This window comes from Streptomyces sp. NEAU-174 (assembly GCF_052665095.1).
In genome coordinates this window covers 220,590-237,282 of sequence record NZ_JBQTCE010000001.1, presented here as the reverse complement: position 1 = coordinate 237,282, position 16,693 = coordinate 220,590, and the positions used below count along the sequence as shown (strand labels likewise).

Below are 16,693 nucleotides of genomic sequence, written 5' to 3'. Positions count from 1 at the left end.
AGCCTGGGCTGAGTCCGGGCTGAGCTCGGGCCGAGTCCGGGCCGAGTCCGGGCCGAGTTCGACCTGAGCGGCCCGGCGCGCCTCGGCACATACGTCATCCCTCAGCGGAGCCGGACGGATACCCGTCCGGCTCCGCTTGGCGTGCGACCACGTGCCCAGGCGTCAAGGCGTCAGACCGCGTCCAGCGCCCCGGGGCCGAGGGGCGGCACCAGCCCCTCCGCCGCCGCTCGGGTCAGCAGCCCGCGCACCGCGGCGTAGCCGCTCTCGCCGAGGTCGGCGGTGAACTCGTTGACGTACAGCCCGATGTGCTGATCGGCGACGGCCGGGTCCATCTCCTGGGCGTGCTCCAGGACATACGCCCGCGACGCCTCAGGATCGTCCCAGGCCATCCGCACCGATGTGCGGGCGGCGTCGGCGAGCTCCCGCAGCCGCTCGGTGCCCAGTGAGCGCTTGGCGATGATCGCGCCGAGCGGGATCGGGAGTCCGGTGGTCTGCTCCCAGTGCTCGCCCATGTCAGCCAGGCAGTGCAGCCCGTAATTCTGATAGGTGAACCGGGCCTCGTGGATGACGAGCCCGGCGTCGACCTCGCCGTCCCGCACCGCGGGCATGATCGCGTGGAACGGCAGCACCTTGATCTCGCCGACCCCGCCCGGCACCTCGGCGGCGGCCCACAGCCGGAAGAGCAGATACGCGGTCGAACGCTCGCTCGGTACCGCGACCGTCTTCCCCGCCAGGTCCTTGCCGGTGAGCGGCTGCCCCTCGCCGGGCTGCCGCGTGAGCACCAGCGGACCGCAGCCGCGGCCGAGCGCACCGCCGCAGGGCAGCAGCGCGTAGTCGTCCAGCACCCAGGGCAGTACGGCGTACGACACCTTCAGTACGTCGAACTCGCCTCGTTCGGCCATCCCGTTGGTGATGTCGATGTCGGCGAAGGTGACATCGAGCGCGGGCGCGCCGGGGACGCGGCCGTGGGCCCAGGCGTCGAAGACGAAGGTGTCGTTCGGGCACGGGGAGTAGGCGATCTTCAAAGGCTCACTCGAAGGCTCAGCCAGGGGTTCGCTCAGGGGCTCAGTCACTGCCGGGTTCCTTCCGGGTCAAAGGTCCAGGTGCCGAGGAGGGGGGCGATGGTCGCGAAGGCGCCCGTGAGCGCTTCGAGCGCCTCCCCGATCCGCCAGGCCGCGCGGTCGCGCGGTCCGACGGCGTTGGAGACCGTTCGTACTTCCAGAGCGGGCACGGACTGGGCCGCGGCGGCCTCCGCGACGCCGAAGCCCTCCATGGCCTCGGCGACGGCGCGCGGATGGCGGCGCAGCAGCTCGGCGGCCCGTTCGGCGCTCCCGGTCACGGTCGACACGGTGAGCACGGTGCCGCGCACGGCGTCCGTCGCCTCGGCGACGGCGGCGACGAGCGGGGCGGGCGGGAGGTGTTCGACGGTTCCGAAGCCCAGGTCGGTGACGGCGGCGAAGCCGTCGGGGGTCTCGGCGCCCAGGTCGGCGGCGACGATGGCGTCGGCCACGACGACGGAGCCGAGGTGGGCGGTGGCGGGCGCTGGGGTCGTCGGCCGCGCCGTGGCCGTGGCGACAGGCCCCGCAGATCCGGGCGCCGCGGCTTCGGGCCCCACGCTTCCGGTCCCCGCGGCTTCGGGCCCCTCGGCTCCGAGCCGCGCAGCTTCGGACCCCGCGGCTTCGGGCGCTGTGGCGGCGGGCGCGGTGACGGGGGGCCGCGTGCTGAAGCCGCCGCCGATACCGGCCGATACGGCGAGGTCGTAGGGGGTGCGGGCGACCGCGGCCGCGGTCAGGGCGGCGGCGGTTCCGGCCGCCGCGGCCGCCGGGCCGACCCCGGCGGCCAGGACGTCCACGGTGAGCGGCGGCCCGGCGGGCGGCGCCGGGCTCAGCCGGTGGAGCATCCCGCCGGGGACGGGGAGTTCGGCCAGCTCGGGGGCGGTGGCGCCGACGCCCCGTACGACGGCGTCCCGCTCGGCGGCTACGGCCGTGACGATCAGTACGCGCATGGGTGACTCCCCCTTGTCACACACAACCCTGTCACGGCGCGGCCGGTGACCCGGTGCGACCGGGCCCCGTCAAGCGTCCCGTCAGGAGTCCCGTTCCAGCGTGAAGCGCCAGATGCCCTTGACGCCCTGGCTGCTCTTGCCGAGCTCGGCGACCGTGATCGTGACCTTCTTCTCGAGCGTGGTCTGGCCGGTCTGCGGGTTCTGCCGGGCGAAGAGCGTATCGCTGTCGAAGCTGCGGTACGTCTCCTTGCTCGCCTCGGCCATGACCGGGTTGTTGGCGATCAGGCCCCAGCTGGACTTGGCGATCTCGGGGTCCACCCCGATCCGTACCTTGTCCCCGGAGGTCACCTTGATCGTCTTCTCGGGCTTGGCGGACAGGCAGGCCTTGAACTTCTTCGAGCTCAGGTCCTTGCCGTCGCCGTAGCAGCCGTTGCTCGCCTCGGTCGTCACGGTGTTCGAACCGACCGTCACCGTTGCCAGCGGGGTCGGCTTGTCGCAGGCGGAGAGGGCGACGAGCCCGAGGGACACGGCACAGGCGGCGGTGACGGCGCGGCGGCCCTTGCCCCTGGAAAACAGCGCAGCGGTCATGCGGGCAGGCTATCTGGCCGCATCGATCGCCTCGCGCGCGGGTACGACTCCGCAAGCCTCGATTATTTCTCGCCCAAAACCACCGGACCGCCTCGCGCGCGGGTACGCCTAAGCAGGTCGGAGGAAGTCCGCTACGGTTCAGGCAGCGCCCCGAAGGGGCGCGGGGCTGTGTCGATGTGCGGCTCCGCCGCGGCTGTGTCGATATGCGGCTCCGCCGCGTGGGCGACCAGCCACGATGCGGCCGCAGACGCACGACGGCATCTCGTGGCACTTCCCGCGGAGCGCTTAGCCGTTGGCGGTCCCGTCCGCCGGGCTCGGGTGCGGCCCGGGACTCACGCCACCCGCGGATACGGCGCGCCCTGCCGGGAGGCGCTCAGCAGTCCGCGGACGCTCAGCGCCGCGCCCAGCGCGATCACCGCCGCGGCGACCGCCATCCCCAGCACCCCGTGGAGCGGCAGCACGATGCCGATGGCGCCGCCGAGGACCCACGCCATCTGGAGCGTCGTCTCGGACCGCGAGAACGCCGAGGTGCGGACCTCCTCCGGGACGTCCCGCTGGATCAGCGCGTCCAGCGACAGCTTGCCCAGCGCCTGGGAGATCCCGGCGGTGGCGGCCACGGCGGCCACCGTCACCGCGCCGTAGAGGGCCGCCGACACGATGAGCACGCCCAGGGCGGAGCTCAGCACCACCGCGATGATCAGTTCCGGGCCGCGCGCCCGCAGCCAGGCGCCGATCGCGGTGCCCAGCGCGTTCCCGCCGCCCGCGCAGACCGCGGCCAGGCCGAGCGAGACCTCGGGGCCGAGCCCGCCCAGCGGCTGGTCGCGGAGGAGGAAGGCTAGGAAGAGGGTGAGGAACCCGGACAGGGTCTTCAGCGCGGCACACGCCTGAAGGGCGTGCAGCACGGAGGGGCCGACCGTACTGAGGCCGGGCCGCCGGGACCGGCCCCTCCAGAAGGCGAGCCTGGAGACGGTCCCGGAGAAGGCGGTCCCGCCCCCACCGGCCCCCGGGGCGGCGGCCCAGGCCCGGCCCACCCTGGCCTTGGGCTTGCGCACCGTGACCGGCAGATGCAGATGCCGCTGCCCCGAGGTCAGCTGCGCCCTGGCCTCGCCCTTCGCGGAGTCCACCTTGTGCGGCAGGGTGAACGACAGGAACCCGCCCAGCAGGAAGATCACGCACGCCCCGTACAGCGGCCAGCTCGGCCCGATCTGATGCAGCCCGGCCCCCAGCGGGGCCGCCGCGCCGGTGGCGAGCAGCCCGGCGAGGGTGACCCGTGAGTTGGCCTTGACCAGGGAGAAGTGGGGTGGGAGCAGCCGTGGCACGACGGCGGAACGGACGACTCCGTACGCCTTCGACGCCACCAGCACGCCCAGCGCCGCCGGATACAGCTCCAGCCCGCCGCCCGCCACCGCGCCCGCCATCGTCAGCGCGAGCACCACGCGGGTCAGCATCGCGCCCGCCATCGCGGCGCGGCGGCCGTGCGGAATGCGGTCGAGGAACGGGCCGATGACGGGGGCGAGCAGCGCGAACGGCGCCATGGTGATGACCAGGTAGAGCGCGACCCGGCCGCGGGCCTCGTCGGTCGGGACCGAGAAGAAGATCGTGGAAGCGAGGGCGACGGTGATCAGCATGTCGCCCGCGGAGTTCACCGCGTGCAGTTCGATCAGCTTTCCGAGCCCCGACTCGCCGGCGCCGTGGGCGTGGGTGGCCCGGCGGATGCCGCGCCCGGCCGCGGTGAAAGGGAGACGGAGCGCGAAGGGGAGACGGAGCGCGTGGACGACCCAACGGCCCGACCGCCAGGTCGAGCCGCCGCTGTACCACCGCGTTCCTGCCACCTGACCATGGTGCAGCCAACGCGGCCGAAGCGTCAGACCTTCGACGGCTTTCCGGATGGCGGCGCCGTCGCCGGGGATCGGCAACACCCCGCTGTCCAGCGGAAATGCGCTTTCGCGGGGGCGGGAGGGGAGGGGGCGTACGGCGCCGTGGGGAGTGGTCGGGATGAGACGGGGGTAGGGCCGGTGCGGCTGGACAAGGTAGCGTGCGTAACCGCGCCACCGAGGGTCGTTCCTGGCCGTGTGCCGAGTAGCCATCCCGCAGAATGGGACGTACAAGGTGCGCCCGAAGGCCGGATGGGCGCGGACGTCGACGCGGCCCCATGGTCCGCTCCGTCCGCGGTCCCGCGACGGCCGTACGGCTGGCGCACCAGGTCAGACGGCTGCGACGGCGTGGAAGAGAGAATCGATCCTGTGAGTGCGATGCGAAGCCGTACCCCCGACCGCCTGTGCGCCGAGGCGGTCGAACTCGCCCGCGAGGCGGCTCTGGAAGCCGCCCATCCGGGGCAGGTGGGCGAGTATCTGGGCGCTGTCGCCGAGGGCGACCGCGTGGTCACGCATCTCTTCGAGAGCCCCGAGCCGGGCTATCGCGGCTGGCGCTGGGCGGTCACGGTGGCCCGCGCCTCCCGCGCCAAGGCCGTCACCCTGGACGAGACGGTGCTGCTCCCCGGCCCCGACGCGCTGCTCGCGCCGGAGTGGGTGCCCTGGAGCGAGCGGCTGCGCCCCGGCGACATGGGACCGGGCGATCTGCTCCCCACCGAGGCCGAGGACCCGCGCCTGGAGCCCGGCTACTCGGGCGAGGACGCCCCGCCGCCCAACTCCGTGGTCTCGGAGGAGATGGAGCAGCTCGCGGCGGTGGAGGAGGCCGATGTGACGGCCGGCCCCCCCGCGGCGCAGACCCCGCCCGCGACCGGCTCGATCGCGGCCGTCGCCGAGGAGCTGGGCATGCGGCGCGCCCGGGTGCTGTCCCGCTACGGCCTCCACGACGCGGCCGACCGCTGGGACGAGGCGTACGGCCCCAAGACCCCCATGGCCCAGGCGGCCCCCGGCACCTGCGCGAGCTGCGGCTTCCTGGTGGCCGTCGGCGGCTCGCTGGGGCAGGCGTTCGGGGTCTGCGCGAACGAGTTCAGCCCGGCGGACGGCCACGTCGTCTCCCTCTCCTACGGCTGCGGCGCCCACTCCGAGGCCGCCGTCATGCCCAAGCCTCCCCGCCCGGCCCCCCCGGTCGTCGACGAAACGATCGTCGAACCCCTCCCCCTCCACCCGGACCGCACCAGCGGCTCCGTCGAGCCGGACACGCCCCCGGAGGAACTGGGCCACAGCTGACGACGGCGCGGGGCCCCGGCCCCGCGCCGCCCCCGGCCAGGCAGCGGCAGCTGTCCACCGTCGCCCGGGATGCGTCGCTTCCCGGACTCGTCTGGCGTGGGCAGGGGGCCGGGCCCCGCATGCCTTGGCGGGGGCGCGCATCGCCCTGGTGGCGGCTTCGAGCGAGGCGGCCCAGCCGCACCTGCCCGGACGCCGCGCCGTAGGCCCACTGCGCTCGTTCAGGTCCCAACGGCGAGTCCGGCCGCCCCGGTTCGTCCGCACCGGGCGGGCTTCCCGCAGGCTGCCGCTCACCCCGGCCGGGGCTGCGGCGCCCAGGGGCACCTGTGGGGTGTGGTGACCGGCGGGGCTTTCCCCTCCCCGCCCCTTCCCGCTACCAGGGGCTTCGCCCCTGGGCCCCGGTCGGGGTCCGTACTGCGCCACGGCGCCACAACCGAGTCCCCCGGGGTGCGGATCGCCCCCACCGCGCTCGCCGTTCCCAACCGGGGGGCTGGGGCGGAGCCCCCCACGCGGCGGAGCCGCATATCGATACTGCCGGGAAGGGGCGGGGAAGGGAACAGCCCGCCGCAGGCGTCACGATCCGTAGGACATCCCCTTTGGCAAGCTGCGTGCCCGAGGCACGGGCCCGGTGGCCCAGGGGCCCGTGGGCCCCAAGGTGAGGGGGAGAATCCGGTTGTGTGGGGCCCGGGGCGTCGTTTGGGGGCGGATAGCGGTACGTTCGCGGCTAGCAAGGGCGGCACGCTTGGGAACGGCGAGCGCGGTGCGGCGATCCGCACCGCGGGGGACTCGGCGGTGTGGCGCCGCGGCGCAGGACGGACCCCGACCAGGAACTTCCGGAGGCGAGACGTGAGCAGCACGGCGATGGTGCGAGGCGCGACCGAGGACGCGGACCCGTTCGGGACCGCGCGGCTGCGGCGCGGCGTGCTGGACGCCTGGGCCGCGTCGCCCGCCCGGTTCCGGGAGGACGCCAACGCCGAGGAGGACCTGGCGCTGGGCGGCCACCGGGACCGGCTGGTCGTCGAGATGGCCCAGAACGCGGCGGACGCCGCCGCCCGCGCCGGGGTGCCCGGGCGGCTGCGGCTGACCCTGCGGCCGGCCACCGACGGCGAACCCGCCGTGCTGGCCGTCGCCAACACCGGGGCGCCACTGGACGCGGCGGGCGTCGAGTCGCTGTCCACCCTGCGGGCGTCGGCCAAGCGGGACGAGCCGGAGAGCGCGGTCGGGCGGTTCGGCGTCGGCTTCGCGGCGGTGCTCGCGGTGAGCGACGAGCCCGCGGTCGTGGGCCGCACCGGCGGGGTGCGCTGGTCGCTGGCCGAGGCGCGGGAGCTGACCCAGCGCGCCGCCACCGCCGCCGCCACCGCAGGCCCCGGCCCCGGCCTCGCCGAGGAGCTGCGCCGCCGCGACGGCCACGTACCGCTGCTGCGGCTGCCGCTGCCCGCCGAGGGCAGCGCCCCGGAGGGCTACGACACCGTCGTGGTGCTGCCGCTGCGCGACGGCGCCGCCTGGGACGTGGCCGAGCGGCTGCTGGCCGGGATCGACGACGCGCTGCTGCTGACCCTCCCCGGCCTGGCCGAGGTCGTGGTCGAGACCGTCGAGGGCACCCGGACGCTGCGCCGCCGCCAGGACGGCCCGTACACGGTCGTCGAGGACAGCGGCGCCCGCGGTACGACGCGCTGGCGCACCGAGAGCGCCGGGGGGCGGCTGGAGCCGGAGCTGCTCGCCGACCGCCCGGTGGAGGAGCGGCTGCGCCCGGTGTGGTCGGTGACCTGGGCGGTTCCGGTGGACGCGGAGGGCGCGCCGACGCGCCCCGCGACCGCCCCGGTGGTCCACGCCCCGACGCCGACGGATGAGCCGCTGGGCATGCCCGCGCTGCTGATCGCGTCCTTCCCGCTGGAGCCCACCCGCCGCCACACCGCCCCCGGGCCGCTCACGGACTTCCTGCTGGACCGCGCGGCCGAGGCGTACGCGACGCTGCTGCGCGACTGGCATCCGGTCTCGGTCGGCTCGATCGACCTGGTCCCGGGCCAGCTGGGCCGGGGCGAGCTGGACGGGGAGCTGCGCCAGCGGGTGCTGGAGCGGCTGCCGAGGGTGCCCTTCCTGCCCAGCGCCGCCGCACCGGCGGTGGGCGTGGGCGGCACGGAGGACGCGGCCGTGGCCGAGGCGGTGGCGGGCTGGCTCGGCTCGCCGGAGGCGCTCGGCCCGGACGCCGCCCAGGGCGGCCCCGCGGCGGACGAGCCGGCCGCCGCCCCGTCCGTGCCCGCCCCGGCCGACTGGGACGACGACGTGCTGGCGCGCGGCGGCGCCGAGGGCGAGCCGTACGCGCTGCGGCCCCGGGACGCCGAGATCGTCGAGGGCGCGGGCGCGGAGACGGTGGAGGTGCTGGCCGAGCTGTTCCCGACGCTGCTGCCCGCCGGCCTCGAGCGCCGCTCGGAGCTGCGGGTGCTGGGCGTGGCCCGGGTACCGCTGGGCGAGCTCATCGACCGGCTCGCGGGCGTGGAGCGCGCCCCGGCCTGGTGGCGGCGGCTGTACGACTCGCTGGGCGGTATCGACCCGGACCGGCTCAGCGGGCTGCCGGTGCCGCTGGCGGACGGCCGGACGACGATCGGACCCCGGCAGGTGCTGCTGCCGCTGCCGGGCGAGGCCGACGGCGACCTGGACAGCCTGCATGGCCTGGACGGCTCGCACGGCCTGGACAGTCCGCGCGGCCTGGACAGCATCGGAACCGCCGAGTCCGCCGGAAGCGCCGAGTCCGCCGTCACCACCGAGCCCGCCGGACCGGCCGAGCCCGCCGGAATCTCCGCGTCCGCCGGAACCGTCGAATCCGCGCGGACCCCCGAGCGCGGCGCCACCGTCAGCGATACGCATCGCACCCTCGCCCGCCTCGGCCTGAAAGTTGCACATCCGGACGCCGCCCATCCGCTGCTGGAGAAGCTCGGCGCGACCCCCGCCACGCCCCGCGCCGTGCTGACGACCCCGCAAGTACGGGCCGCCGTGGCGCATTCGCTGGAGGCGGAGGACGAGTACGACCCGTTCGCGGAGGAGGGCGAGGGCGGCCTGGGCGCGGCGCTGGACGCCGACACGCTGGCCGACACCGTCCTCGGCCTGGTCCAGCAGGCCCGGCTGGCGCCCGGCGACGAGCCGTGGCTGGCCGCGCTCGCGCTCCCGGACGAGGACGGGGAGCTGGCCCCGGCCGGTGAGCTGGTCCTCCCCGGCAGCGCCTTCGAGCAGGTGATGCGGGAGGGCGAACTGGCCGCGTGCGACGCCGAGCTGGCCGAGCGCTGGGGTGAGCAGCCGCTCGCCGCGGTCGGTGTGCTGGCGGGGTTCACGCTGGTCAGGGCCACCGATGTGGTGCTGGACCCGGATGAACTGGAGCCCCGCGAGGGCGACTTCACCGAACCGGACGACGTCGGCGTGCTGGACGCCGTCGACGTGTGGTGCGAGGACGTGCTGGACCGGCTGCCGGAGACGCCGGTGCCGCCGGTGGCCACCGAGATCGTGGCCGTACGCGACCTGGACCTGGTCGACGACGACGCCTGGCCGCGGGCGCTCGCCATGCTCGCCCAGCCGCCGCTGCGCGACGCGCTGACCGCGCCGGTGCGGGTGCTGCTGCCGGACGGCACGACGGAGATCGTGCGCTCGTACACCGCGTGGTGGCTGCGCGGCCATCCGGTGCTGGACGGCCGCCGCCCCGCCGGGCTGCGCGCGGCCGGGGGTGATCCGCTGCTGGCCGGGCTGTACGAGGCGGTGGACGCGGCCGGGTTCGAGGACGAGCAGGTGCTGCGGGCGCTGGGCGTACGGACCTCCGTGGCCTCGCTGCTGGACGAGCCGGGCGGCGCCGCGGAACTGCTGGCCCGCCTCGCCGACCCGGACCGTGAGGTGGCCCCGGCCCAGCTGCACGCGATCTACGGGCAGTTGGCCGACCTGGACCCGGAGCAGGTGACCCTGCCGGACGAGCTGCGCGCCATCGTGGACGGCGAGCCGACGGTGGTCGAGGCGGGCGAGGCGCTGGTCGCGGACGCCCCGGACCTGATGCCGCTGGCCGAGGCGGACGGCCGGGCGCTGCTGCCCGTACGGCCTACGCGGGCGGCGGAGCTGGCCGAGCTGTTCCAGGTGCGGCGGCTGAGCGAGGCGTACCCGGCGCGGGTGACCTCACAGGGCGATCCGCACGAGGTGCCCGAGGCGGTCCGCGAACTCCTCCCGGGCGCCCCGCTGTCGTACATCGAGCACGAGGAACTGCTGATCGAGGGCCCGGGTTCGGGTGATGGCGAGGGCTCGGGTGATGCCGAGGGCGCGGGCTCGGGTGAGATCGAGCTGGACTGGCGGTATGTGGACGGCACCCTGCACGCCTCGACGGTCGAGGGCGTCGCGGCCGGTCTGTCCTGGGCCGCCGGTCACTGGGCGCGCCGGTTCGAGGTCGCGGCGCTGCTGGAGGATCTGACCCGTACGGAGGAGCTGGCGCGGGCCCGCTGGTTCGACTGACGGGCGCGCGCGTACGGGGTGTGCGCGTGGGCCTTGCCTCGGTGCCCCGGGGCAAGGCCCGTTCCCCGGTCAGGGCTTGCGGGCCACGCCCGCGAGAGTCAGGGCTTGCGTGCCACGCCCGCGAAGATCCACAGCTCCTTGGCCTCCGCCTCGGCCCTGGCCTGCTCGCTCTCGGGCTTCCAGCGGTGCGGCATCACCACGCCCGGATCGACCAGCTCCAGCCCGTCGAAGAACGGAAAGATCTCTTCCTGGGTGCGTCCCTGCACATGGATGCCGCTGCTGCGGTAGAGGTTGGTGACCGCGTCCGAGACCCCGGGGCGGGGGTCGAGACCGCCGTGCGAGAGCACGAGATAGCTGCCCGAGGCCAGGGGCTCGACCAGTCGGCGCACGATCTCGTACGGCTTCTGCTCGTCCGCGATGAAGTGCATGATCGCATTCAGCGACAGCGCGACCGGCTGGGACAGATCGAGGGTGTCGTTCAGCTCCTCGGCGGCCAGGATCGCCTCCGGGTCGCTGACGTCCGCGTGGATGTAGGCGGTGCGGCCCTCGGGCGTGGAGAGCAGCAGGGCCTGCGCGTAGGCCAGCACTATCGGGTCGTTGTCCGCGTAGACGACCCGGGAGTCCGGGGCGGCCTTCTGGGCGACCTGGTGGAGGTTGGGCTCGGTGGGGATGCCGGTGCCGATGTCCAGGAACTGCCGTATGCCCGCCTCGCTCGCGAGCCAGCGGGTCGCGCGGTGCATGAATGACCGGTTGGCACGGGTCCACGGCTTGACGTCGGGCCAGACGGCCTCGACCTGTTCGGCGGCGTGGGTGTCGACCGCGTAGTGGGTCTTGCCGCCCAGGAAGTAGTCGTACATGCGGGCCGAGTGCGGCTTGCTGGTATCGATCTCATCGGCACGAAAGCGGTTACCGGTCATATCCCTCACATTACTGGTGAGTTGATGACCACAAGACGGCAGTTCCCGAACAAAGTGCCCGTCGTGAGGCTTCCGCAACATTGTGAACGGCCCGTGAAGATCGTACAGTTGGCTCATCCGGCTCCGCCCGCGCGTCCCCGCGGCGGAGCCCTCACCTTTCTGTGCGCACCACAGACGGGTGAGCGGGTGCGTCGCGAGGAGGGGAGCGCGCCCGCGCACCAGGCCAGGGCGCCGGGCCGCCGCCGGGAACGGCGGACGGTCCGGCGCCGCGCCGTCACGGGGGTGGGCCGGCCGTTCTGCGCGTCGGCCGTACCGCACCAACTGTTCTGCGCGTCAGCCGTACCGCGTGTCAGCCGTTCTGCGCGTCGGCCGTCCGCGCGTCCCCGTTCCGCGCGCCGCGCCGGATCGCCGCATCCCGGGCCCGTACGTACCAGATGCCGAGCAGTCCGAGCCCGCCGCCGGCCAGGCAGGTCCACAGCCACCACAGATGTCCGTGCTCCTGGAACCAGCCGTAGAAGGGCAGCTGGGCGAGGAAGAGGACGAACCACACGATGGTGCCGCCGGTGATCGTGGCCACAACATTGCCCTCAAGGGGCTCCGGCGCCTCGTGCTTGGGGGTCCACTTCGTCATGGCCACAGCTTAAGGGGGCCGGTCATGGGCCCGGCCGGGGTCGTGCCGGACCTCACAGGGCCCTCACCGGGGACCGGTTTGGCGATCGGACCTTGATAGTTTCATACTGAATACTTCTGGGTCTGAGTGGAATGTCTCGTTCGATCGTCCAAACTGGTTCGATCATCCAAAGGACCCGCTGTTGATGGTCACGCACACTGAGGTCCTCCATGTCCCCCTCGGCCACCGCGCCGGTCGACGCCGGTAAGCAGGCTCCGGCTCCCCCCGCCAACGGCATCGACAAGTTCTTCAAGATCAGCGAGCGTGGTTCCTCGGTCTCCCGGGAGATCCGGGGCGGACTGGCCACGTTCTTTGCGATGGCCTACATCGTCGTACTGAACCCGATCATCCTCGGGGCCGGTACGGACAAGTTCGGGCATCAGCTCAACAACGGCCAGCTGGTCACCGCCACCGCCCTGATCGCGGGCCTGACCACGCTGCTCATGGGGATCGTCGGCAACGTCCCCATCGCGCTGGCCGCGGGCCTCGGCATCAACGCCGTGGTCTCGCTCCAGCTCGCGCCCAAGATGAGCTGGCCGGACGCGATGGGCATGGTGGTGCTCGCGGGTCTGGTGCTGATGATCCTCGTCGCCTCCGGGCTGCGGCAGCGGGTGATGGACGCGATTCCGTCCGGGCTGCGCCGGGCGATCGCGATCGGCATCGGGCTCTTCATCGCCCTGATCGGCCTGGTCGACTCCGGCTTCGTCAGCCGTAACCCCGACTCCGCGCACACCACCGTCCCCCTGGGCCTGGGTGTGGCCGGGCGGCTCCAGGGCTGGCCGGTGCTGGTCTTCGTGGCCGGTCTCGCGCTCACCTTCATCCTGATCGTCCGTAAGACGCGCGGCGCGATCCTGATCGGCATCGTGACCATGACCGTGGTCGCGATCGTGATCAACTCCCTGGCGCAGATCCCGGACGCCCAGTGGGGGCTGACCATCCCCTCGGTGCCGGAGAAGGTGGTCGACAAGCCGGACTTCGGCCTCGTCGGCGACGTCAGCCTCTTCGGCGGCTTCCATGAGGTCGGCCTGCTCACCGGCTGTCTCTTCGTCTTCACCGTGCTGCTGTCCGGCTTCTTCGACGCGATGGGCACGATCATCGGCGTCGGCGAGGAGGCCGGGCTGACCGATGAGCGCGGCCAGCTGCCCGGCATGGGCCGGATCCTGATGATGGACGGCGTCGCGGTGGCGGGCGGTGGCTTCGGCTCCGCCTCGGCCAACACCTGCTTCGTCGAATCCACGGCGGGCGTCGGGGAGGGGGCGCGCACCGGACTCGCGAACGTGGTGACCGGCGGGCTCTTCCTGCTCGCGCTGGTCTTCACGCCGCTGGCCAAGGTGGTGCCCTCACAGGCCGCGACCCCCGCGCTGGTGGTCGTCGGCTTCCTGATCATGGCGGCGAACGTCAAGGAGATCGACTGGAGCGATTCCACGATCGCGATCCCGGCCTTCCTGACCATGATCTCGATGCCGTTCACGTACAGCATCACCAACGGGATCGGGCTGGGCGTCCTCTCGTTCCTGCTGCTGCGCATCGCCACCCGGCGGACCCGGGAGATCCCGTGGCTGCTGGGCGTGGTGGGGGTGTGCTTCCTGGTGTACTTCCTGCTCAACCCGATCGAACAGGCACTCGGCGTCTCCTGAGCCGAGCTCGGCTCGGCTCGGCTCGGCCCGGCCCGGGCCGAGTCGTCGTCCCGCCCTGGTGTACGCCGTTCCGCGCCGATGTACGCCGTCCCGCCTGGCGCATGAGCGTTCCGCCCCGAGCGCCCCGGACCCCCGTGGTCCTGGGCGCTCATGCGTGCCGCCGCGTGTTACTACCCGGAGTCATCTCACTCGTTCGGGTGAAATAGAAATAGGGAAGTCACCAGGGTTTTCATTAGGCGAGGTAATGAGTTATGCTAAAGACCATGCCGGATCTGTCCCGCCCCCAGCACCAGGCGGAGGCGCCCCCCGATGACGCGGCCGCCGTGAGTGCGCTGCGGTCCGGAGTGATGCGTCTCTCGCGGCGGCTCAAGCACCAGCGGGTGGACGAATCGCTCAGCCCGACCGAGATGGCGGTCCTGGGCACGCTGGCCCAGTGCGGCTCCGCCACCCCCGGCGAGCTGGCCCGCAAGGAGCACGTCCAGCCGCCGTCGATGACCCGCATCGTGGCGCTGCTGGAGGCCAAGGGACTGGTCAGGCTCGAGCCGCATCCGGAGGACCGGCGGCAGAAAGTCGTCTCGCCGACCGAGCGGGCAGAGGCCATGCTCGAAGAGAGCCGACGCAAGCGCAACGCCTGGCTGGCCGAGCTGGTCGGGGAGCTGACCGACGACGAGTGGGAGGTGCTGCGCGCCGCCGCGCCCGTGCTGGAGAAGCTCGCGCACATGTAGGAACGACCCGAGGCAGCCAGGAGGCGAACGCACTTGAGTACGGGACCCGGAGCAGACTCCGCACCCGCACCGAAGAACCCCGCACACCCCGGAGGCCCCGGAGGCCCTGGAAACCCGGGCAACTCCGGAATCCCCGTATCCGACCCCGCGCCCGCCGTCACCGCGGGACACACCCGGGGCGGGACCTTCCGTTCGCTGAGGATCCGCAACTACCGCCTGTTCGCGACCGGTGCCATGATCTCCAACACCGGCACCTGGATGTCGCGGATCGCCCAGGACTGGCTGGTCCTGAGTCTCACCGGCTCCTCCACCGCGGTCGGCATCACCACCGCGCTCCAGTTCCTGCCCATGCTGCTCTTCGGCCTCTACGGCGGGGTCATCGCGGACCGATGTCCCCGGCGCCGGCTGCTGCTCTTCACCCAGACCGCGCTGGGGCTGTGCGGGCTCGCCCTCGCCGCCCTCACCCTCAGCGGCCATGTGCAGGTCTGGCACGTCTATCTGATCGCGTTCCTGCTCGGCATGGTCACCGTCGTCGACAACCCGACCCGCCAGGTCTTCGTCAACGAGATGGTCGGCCCCAAGGACCTGCGGAACGCGGTCAGCCTCAACTCCGCGAACTTCCAGTCCGCCCGGCTGATCGGCCCGGCCGTCGCCGGTGTGCTGATCACCGCCGTGGGCAGCGGCTGGGCCTTCCTGATCAACGGAGTCTCCTTCGGCGCCCCGATCGTCGGGCTGCTGCTGATGCGCACCGGCGAGCTGCACAGGGTCGAGCGGGCGCCGCGCGGCAAGGGGCAGCTTCGGGAGGGGCTGCGCTATGTGGCGGGGAACCCCGAGCTGATCTGGCCGATCGTGCTCGTCGGCTTCATCGGCACCTTCGGCTTCAACTTCCCGATCTGGCTGAGCGCCTTCGCCGACGATGTCTTCCACGCCGGTCCTGGTACGTACGGCCTGCTCAACACCCTGATCGCGATCGGCTCGGTGACGGGCGCGCTGCTCGCCGCCCGGCGGGTGGTGGCCCGGCGGCGGCTGCTGGTCGGGGCGGCGCTGATGTTCGGCGTGCTGGAGATGGTCGCGGCGGCCACCCCGTACTTCTGGCTCTTCGCGGCGCTCATGGTGCCGATCGGGATCTTCAGCCTGACGTTCAACGTGACCGCGAACTCCAGCGTCCAGCTCGCGACGGACCCCGCGATGCGGGGCCGGGTGATGAGCCTGTTCATGATGGTCTTCGTCGGCGGTACGCCGATCGGCGGCCCGCTGGTGGGCTGGCTGACCGACACCTGCGGCGCCCGCATAGGCTTCGCCGCGGGCGGTCTGATCTCGGCGGCCGCCGCGGCCGCGGTGGGGCTGATCCTGGTACGGGTCGGCGGCCTCCGGCTGAAGCTGGATCTGCGCCGGGGCCACCCGCATGTGATCTTCGTGCCCCGGGCCCCGGAGGCGGAGGAGAAGTCGCTGGCCGCCACGGCCTGAACCGGCCCTTCGGTCTTGCCGGGGCGCCGCCTCTTTGGCCTTGCCGGGGCTCCGCATTCTTGGCCTTGCCGGGGCGCCGCCTCTTTGGCCTTGCCGGGGCTCCGCATTCTTGGCCTTGCCGGGGCTCCGCCTCCTTCGTCTTGCCGGGGCTCCGCATCCTTGGCCTTGCCTGGGCTCCGCCCCGGACCCCGCTCCTGCGGGAGACTGGGCGGATGAGACTCTTCGCCGCCGTGTTGCCGCCGGAGGCGGCCGTCGCCGAGTTGGCCGCGCGGGTCAAGGCGCTCCGGGCGCTGCCGGGGGCGGACGGGCTGCGCTGGACCGAGCGGGAGGGCTGGCACTTCACGCTGGCCTTCTTCGGCGAGGTGGCCGAGGACGTACTGCCGGAGCTGCACACCCGGCTGGCCCGCGCCGCCCATCGCCACCGCCCCCACGAGCTGCGGCTCGCGGGCGGCGGGCGGTTCGACGACCGGGTGGTGTGGGTGGGCGTCGACGGCGACAGCGAGGCCCTGCGGCGGCTGGCCGACTCCGCCGAGGCGGGGGGCCGGCGGGCCGGGGTCCCGATGGACCGGCACCGCCCGTACCACCCGCATCTGACCATCGCCCGCGCCCGCTCCTCGCGGCACGGCTCCTCGCGGCACGGCTCCCCGGGCCACACCTCCGCCACCAGCCTCGCGCCGTACGTGGACGGGCTCACGGACTTCGCGGGCCGGGAGTGGACCGTGGGCGAGCTCAGCCTGGTGCGCAGCCATCCACCGGCCCCGGGCGTCCCCGGGCAGCAGCCGCGCTACGAGGTGGTGGCGGCCTGGCCGCTGGGTCACTGAGCGGTCCGGCTAATCTCGAGGTGTGGACCCCAAGACCAGAAACATGATCATGAGCGGCGCGCTGGTGCTGATTCTCGTCGTCGTCGCCGCGGCGGCCGCTCTCGGAGGCTGAGAAGGCCGAGAAGGAGGGGTGTGGGGGGGGGGGGGGGGCCCACCCCCCCCCACCCCCCCCCCCCCCCCCCCCCCAAACCCCCCCCCCCCCAACCCCAAACCCCAGAAAACCCCTTCCCCT

At 73.4% G+C, this 16,693-nt stretch carries 12 protein-coding genes; 6 read left to right on the top strand and 6 right to left on the bottom strand.

Annotation, left to right across the window (positions count from 1 at the left end):
- Positions 1–170: 170 nt before the first annotated feature.
- From ACT2CW_RS00975 to ACT2CW_RS00960, 4 genes are all read right to left on the bottom strand, one after another.
- Positions 171–1,073: a 1,4-dihydroxy-6-naphthoate synthase gene (locus tag ACT2CW_RS00975; protein ID WP_311766692.1), complete on the bottom strand. Its 903-nt coding sequence runs from the start codon at positions 1,071–1,073 to the stop codon at positions 171–173.
- On the bottom strand, positions 1,070–2,005 hold the full coding sequence (gene mqnB / locus ACT2CW_RS00970; protein WP_445515178.1) for a futalosine hydrolase: 936 nt from the start codon (positions 2,003–2,005) through the stop codon (positions 1,070–1,072). The genes ACT2CW_RS00975 and mqnB overlap by 4 nt, the downstream gene beginning before the upstream one ends.
- Before the next feature lie 81 nt (positions 2,006–2,086).
- Positions 2,087–2,593 (bottom strand): hypothetical protein, encoded by a 507-nt coding sequence (locus tag ACT2CW_RS00965; RefSeq protein ID WP_445515177.1) that lies wholly within the window; start codon positions 2,591–2,593, stop codon positions 2,087–2,089.
- Positions 2,594–2,925: 332 nt separating this feature from the next.
- Positions 2,926–4,425, bottom strand: coding sequence for an MFS transporter (locus tag ACT2CW_RS00960; RefSeq protein ID WP_445515176.1), 1,500 nt, complete (start codon positions 4,423–4,425; stop codon positions 2,926–2,928).
- 420 nt (positions 4,426–4,845) lie between these two features.
- On the opposite strand from ACT2CW_RS00960, the gene ACT2CW_RS00955 reads away from it, so the two are divergent.
- Complete coding sequence (locus ACT2CW_RS00955; RefSeq protein ID WP_445515660.1) at positions 4,846–5,748, top strand: DUF3027 domain-containing protein; 903 nt, start codon at positions 4,846–4,848, stop codon at positions 5,746–5,748.
- Between the two features lie 858 nt (positions 5,749–6,606).
- Positions 6,607–10,224 carry a sacsin N-terminal ATP-binding-like domain-containing protein gene (locus ACT2CW_RS00950; RefSeq protein ID WP_445515659.1) on the top strand — a complete coding sequence of 1,206 codons (3,618 nt, stop codon included), beginning with the start codon at positions 6,607–6,609 and terminating at the stop codon, positions 10,222–10,224.
- Positions 10,225–10,322: 98 nt separating this feature from the next.
- Here ACT2CW_RS00950 and ACT2CW_RS00945 read toward each other — a convergent pair whose 3' ends face one another.
- On the bottom strand, positions 10,323–11,141 hold the full coding sequence (locus ACT2CW_RS00945) for an SAM-dependent methyltransferase (protein WP_445515175.1): 819 nt from the start codon (positions 11,139–11,141) through the stop codon (positions 10,323–10,325).
- 349 nt (positions 11,142–11,490) lie between these two features.
- Positions 11,491–11,772 (bottom strand): DUF2530 domain-containing protein, encoded by a 282-nt coding sequence (locus ACT2CW_RS00940; RefSeq protein ID WP_445515174.1) that lies wholly within the window; start codon positions 11,770–11,772, stop codon positions 11,491–11,493.
- Positions 11,773–11,981: 209 nt separating this feature from the next.
- Between ACT2CW_RS00940 and ACT2CW_RS00935 the strand changes: the two genes are divergently transcribed.
- The 4 genes from ACT2CW_RS00935 (at position 11,982) to thpR (ending at position 16,461) form a co-directional block, all read left to right on the top strand.
- Positions 11,982–13,448, top strand: a complete 1,467-nt coding sequence (locus ACT2CW_RS00935; protein ID WP_445515173.1) for an NCS2 family permease — start codon at positions 11,982–11,984, stop codon at positions 13,446–13,448.
- Between the two features lie 263 nt (positions 13,449–13,711).
- Complete coding sequence (locus ACT2CW_RS00930) at positions 13,712–14,173, top strand: MarR family winged helix-turn-helix transcriptional regulator (protein WP_164425416.1); 462 nt, start codon at positions 13,712–13,714, stop codon at positions 14,171–14,173.
- 129 nt (positions 14,174–14,302) lie between these two features.
- Positions 14,303–15,640, top strand: a complete 1,338-nt coding sequence (locus ACT2CW_RS00925; protein WP_445515658.1) for an MFS transporter — start codon at positions 14,303–14,305, stop codon at positions 15,638–15,640.
- A 212-nt stretch (positions 15,641–15,852) separates the two neighbouring features.
- Positions 15,853–16,461 carry an RNA 2',3'-cyclic phosphodiesterase gene (gene thpR, locus ACT2CW_RS00920; RefSeq protein WP_445515172.1) on the top strand — a complete coding sequence of 203 codons (609 nt, stop codon included), beginning with the start codon at positions 15,853–15,855 and terminating at the stop codon, positions 16,459–16,461.
- Positions 16,462–16,693 lie beyond the last annotated feature (232 nt).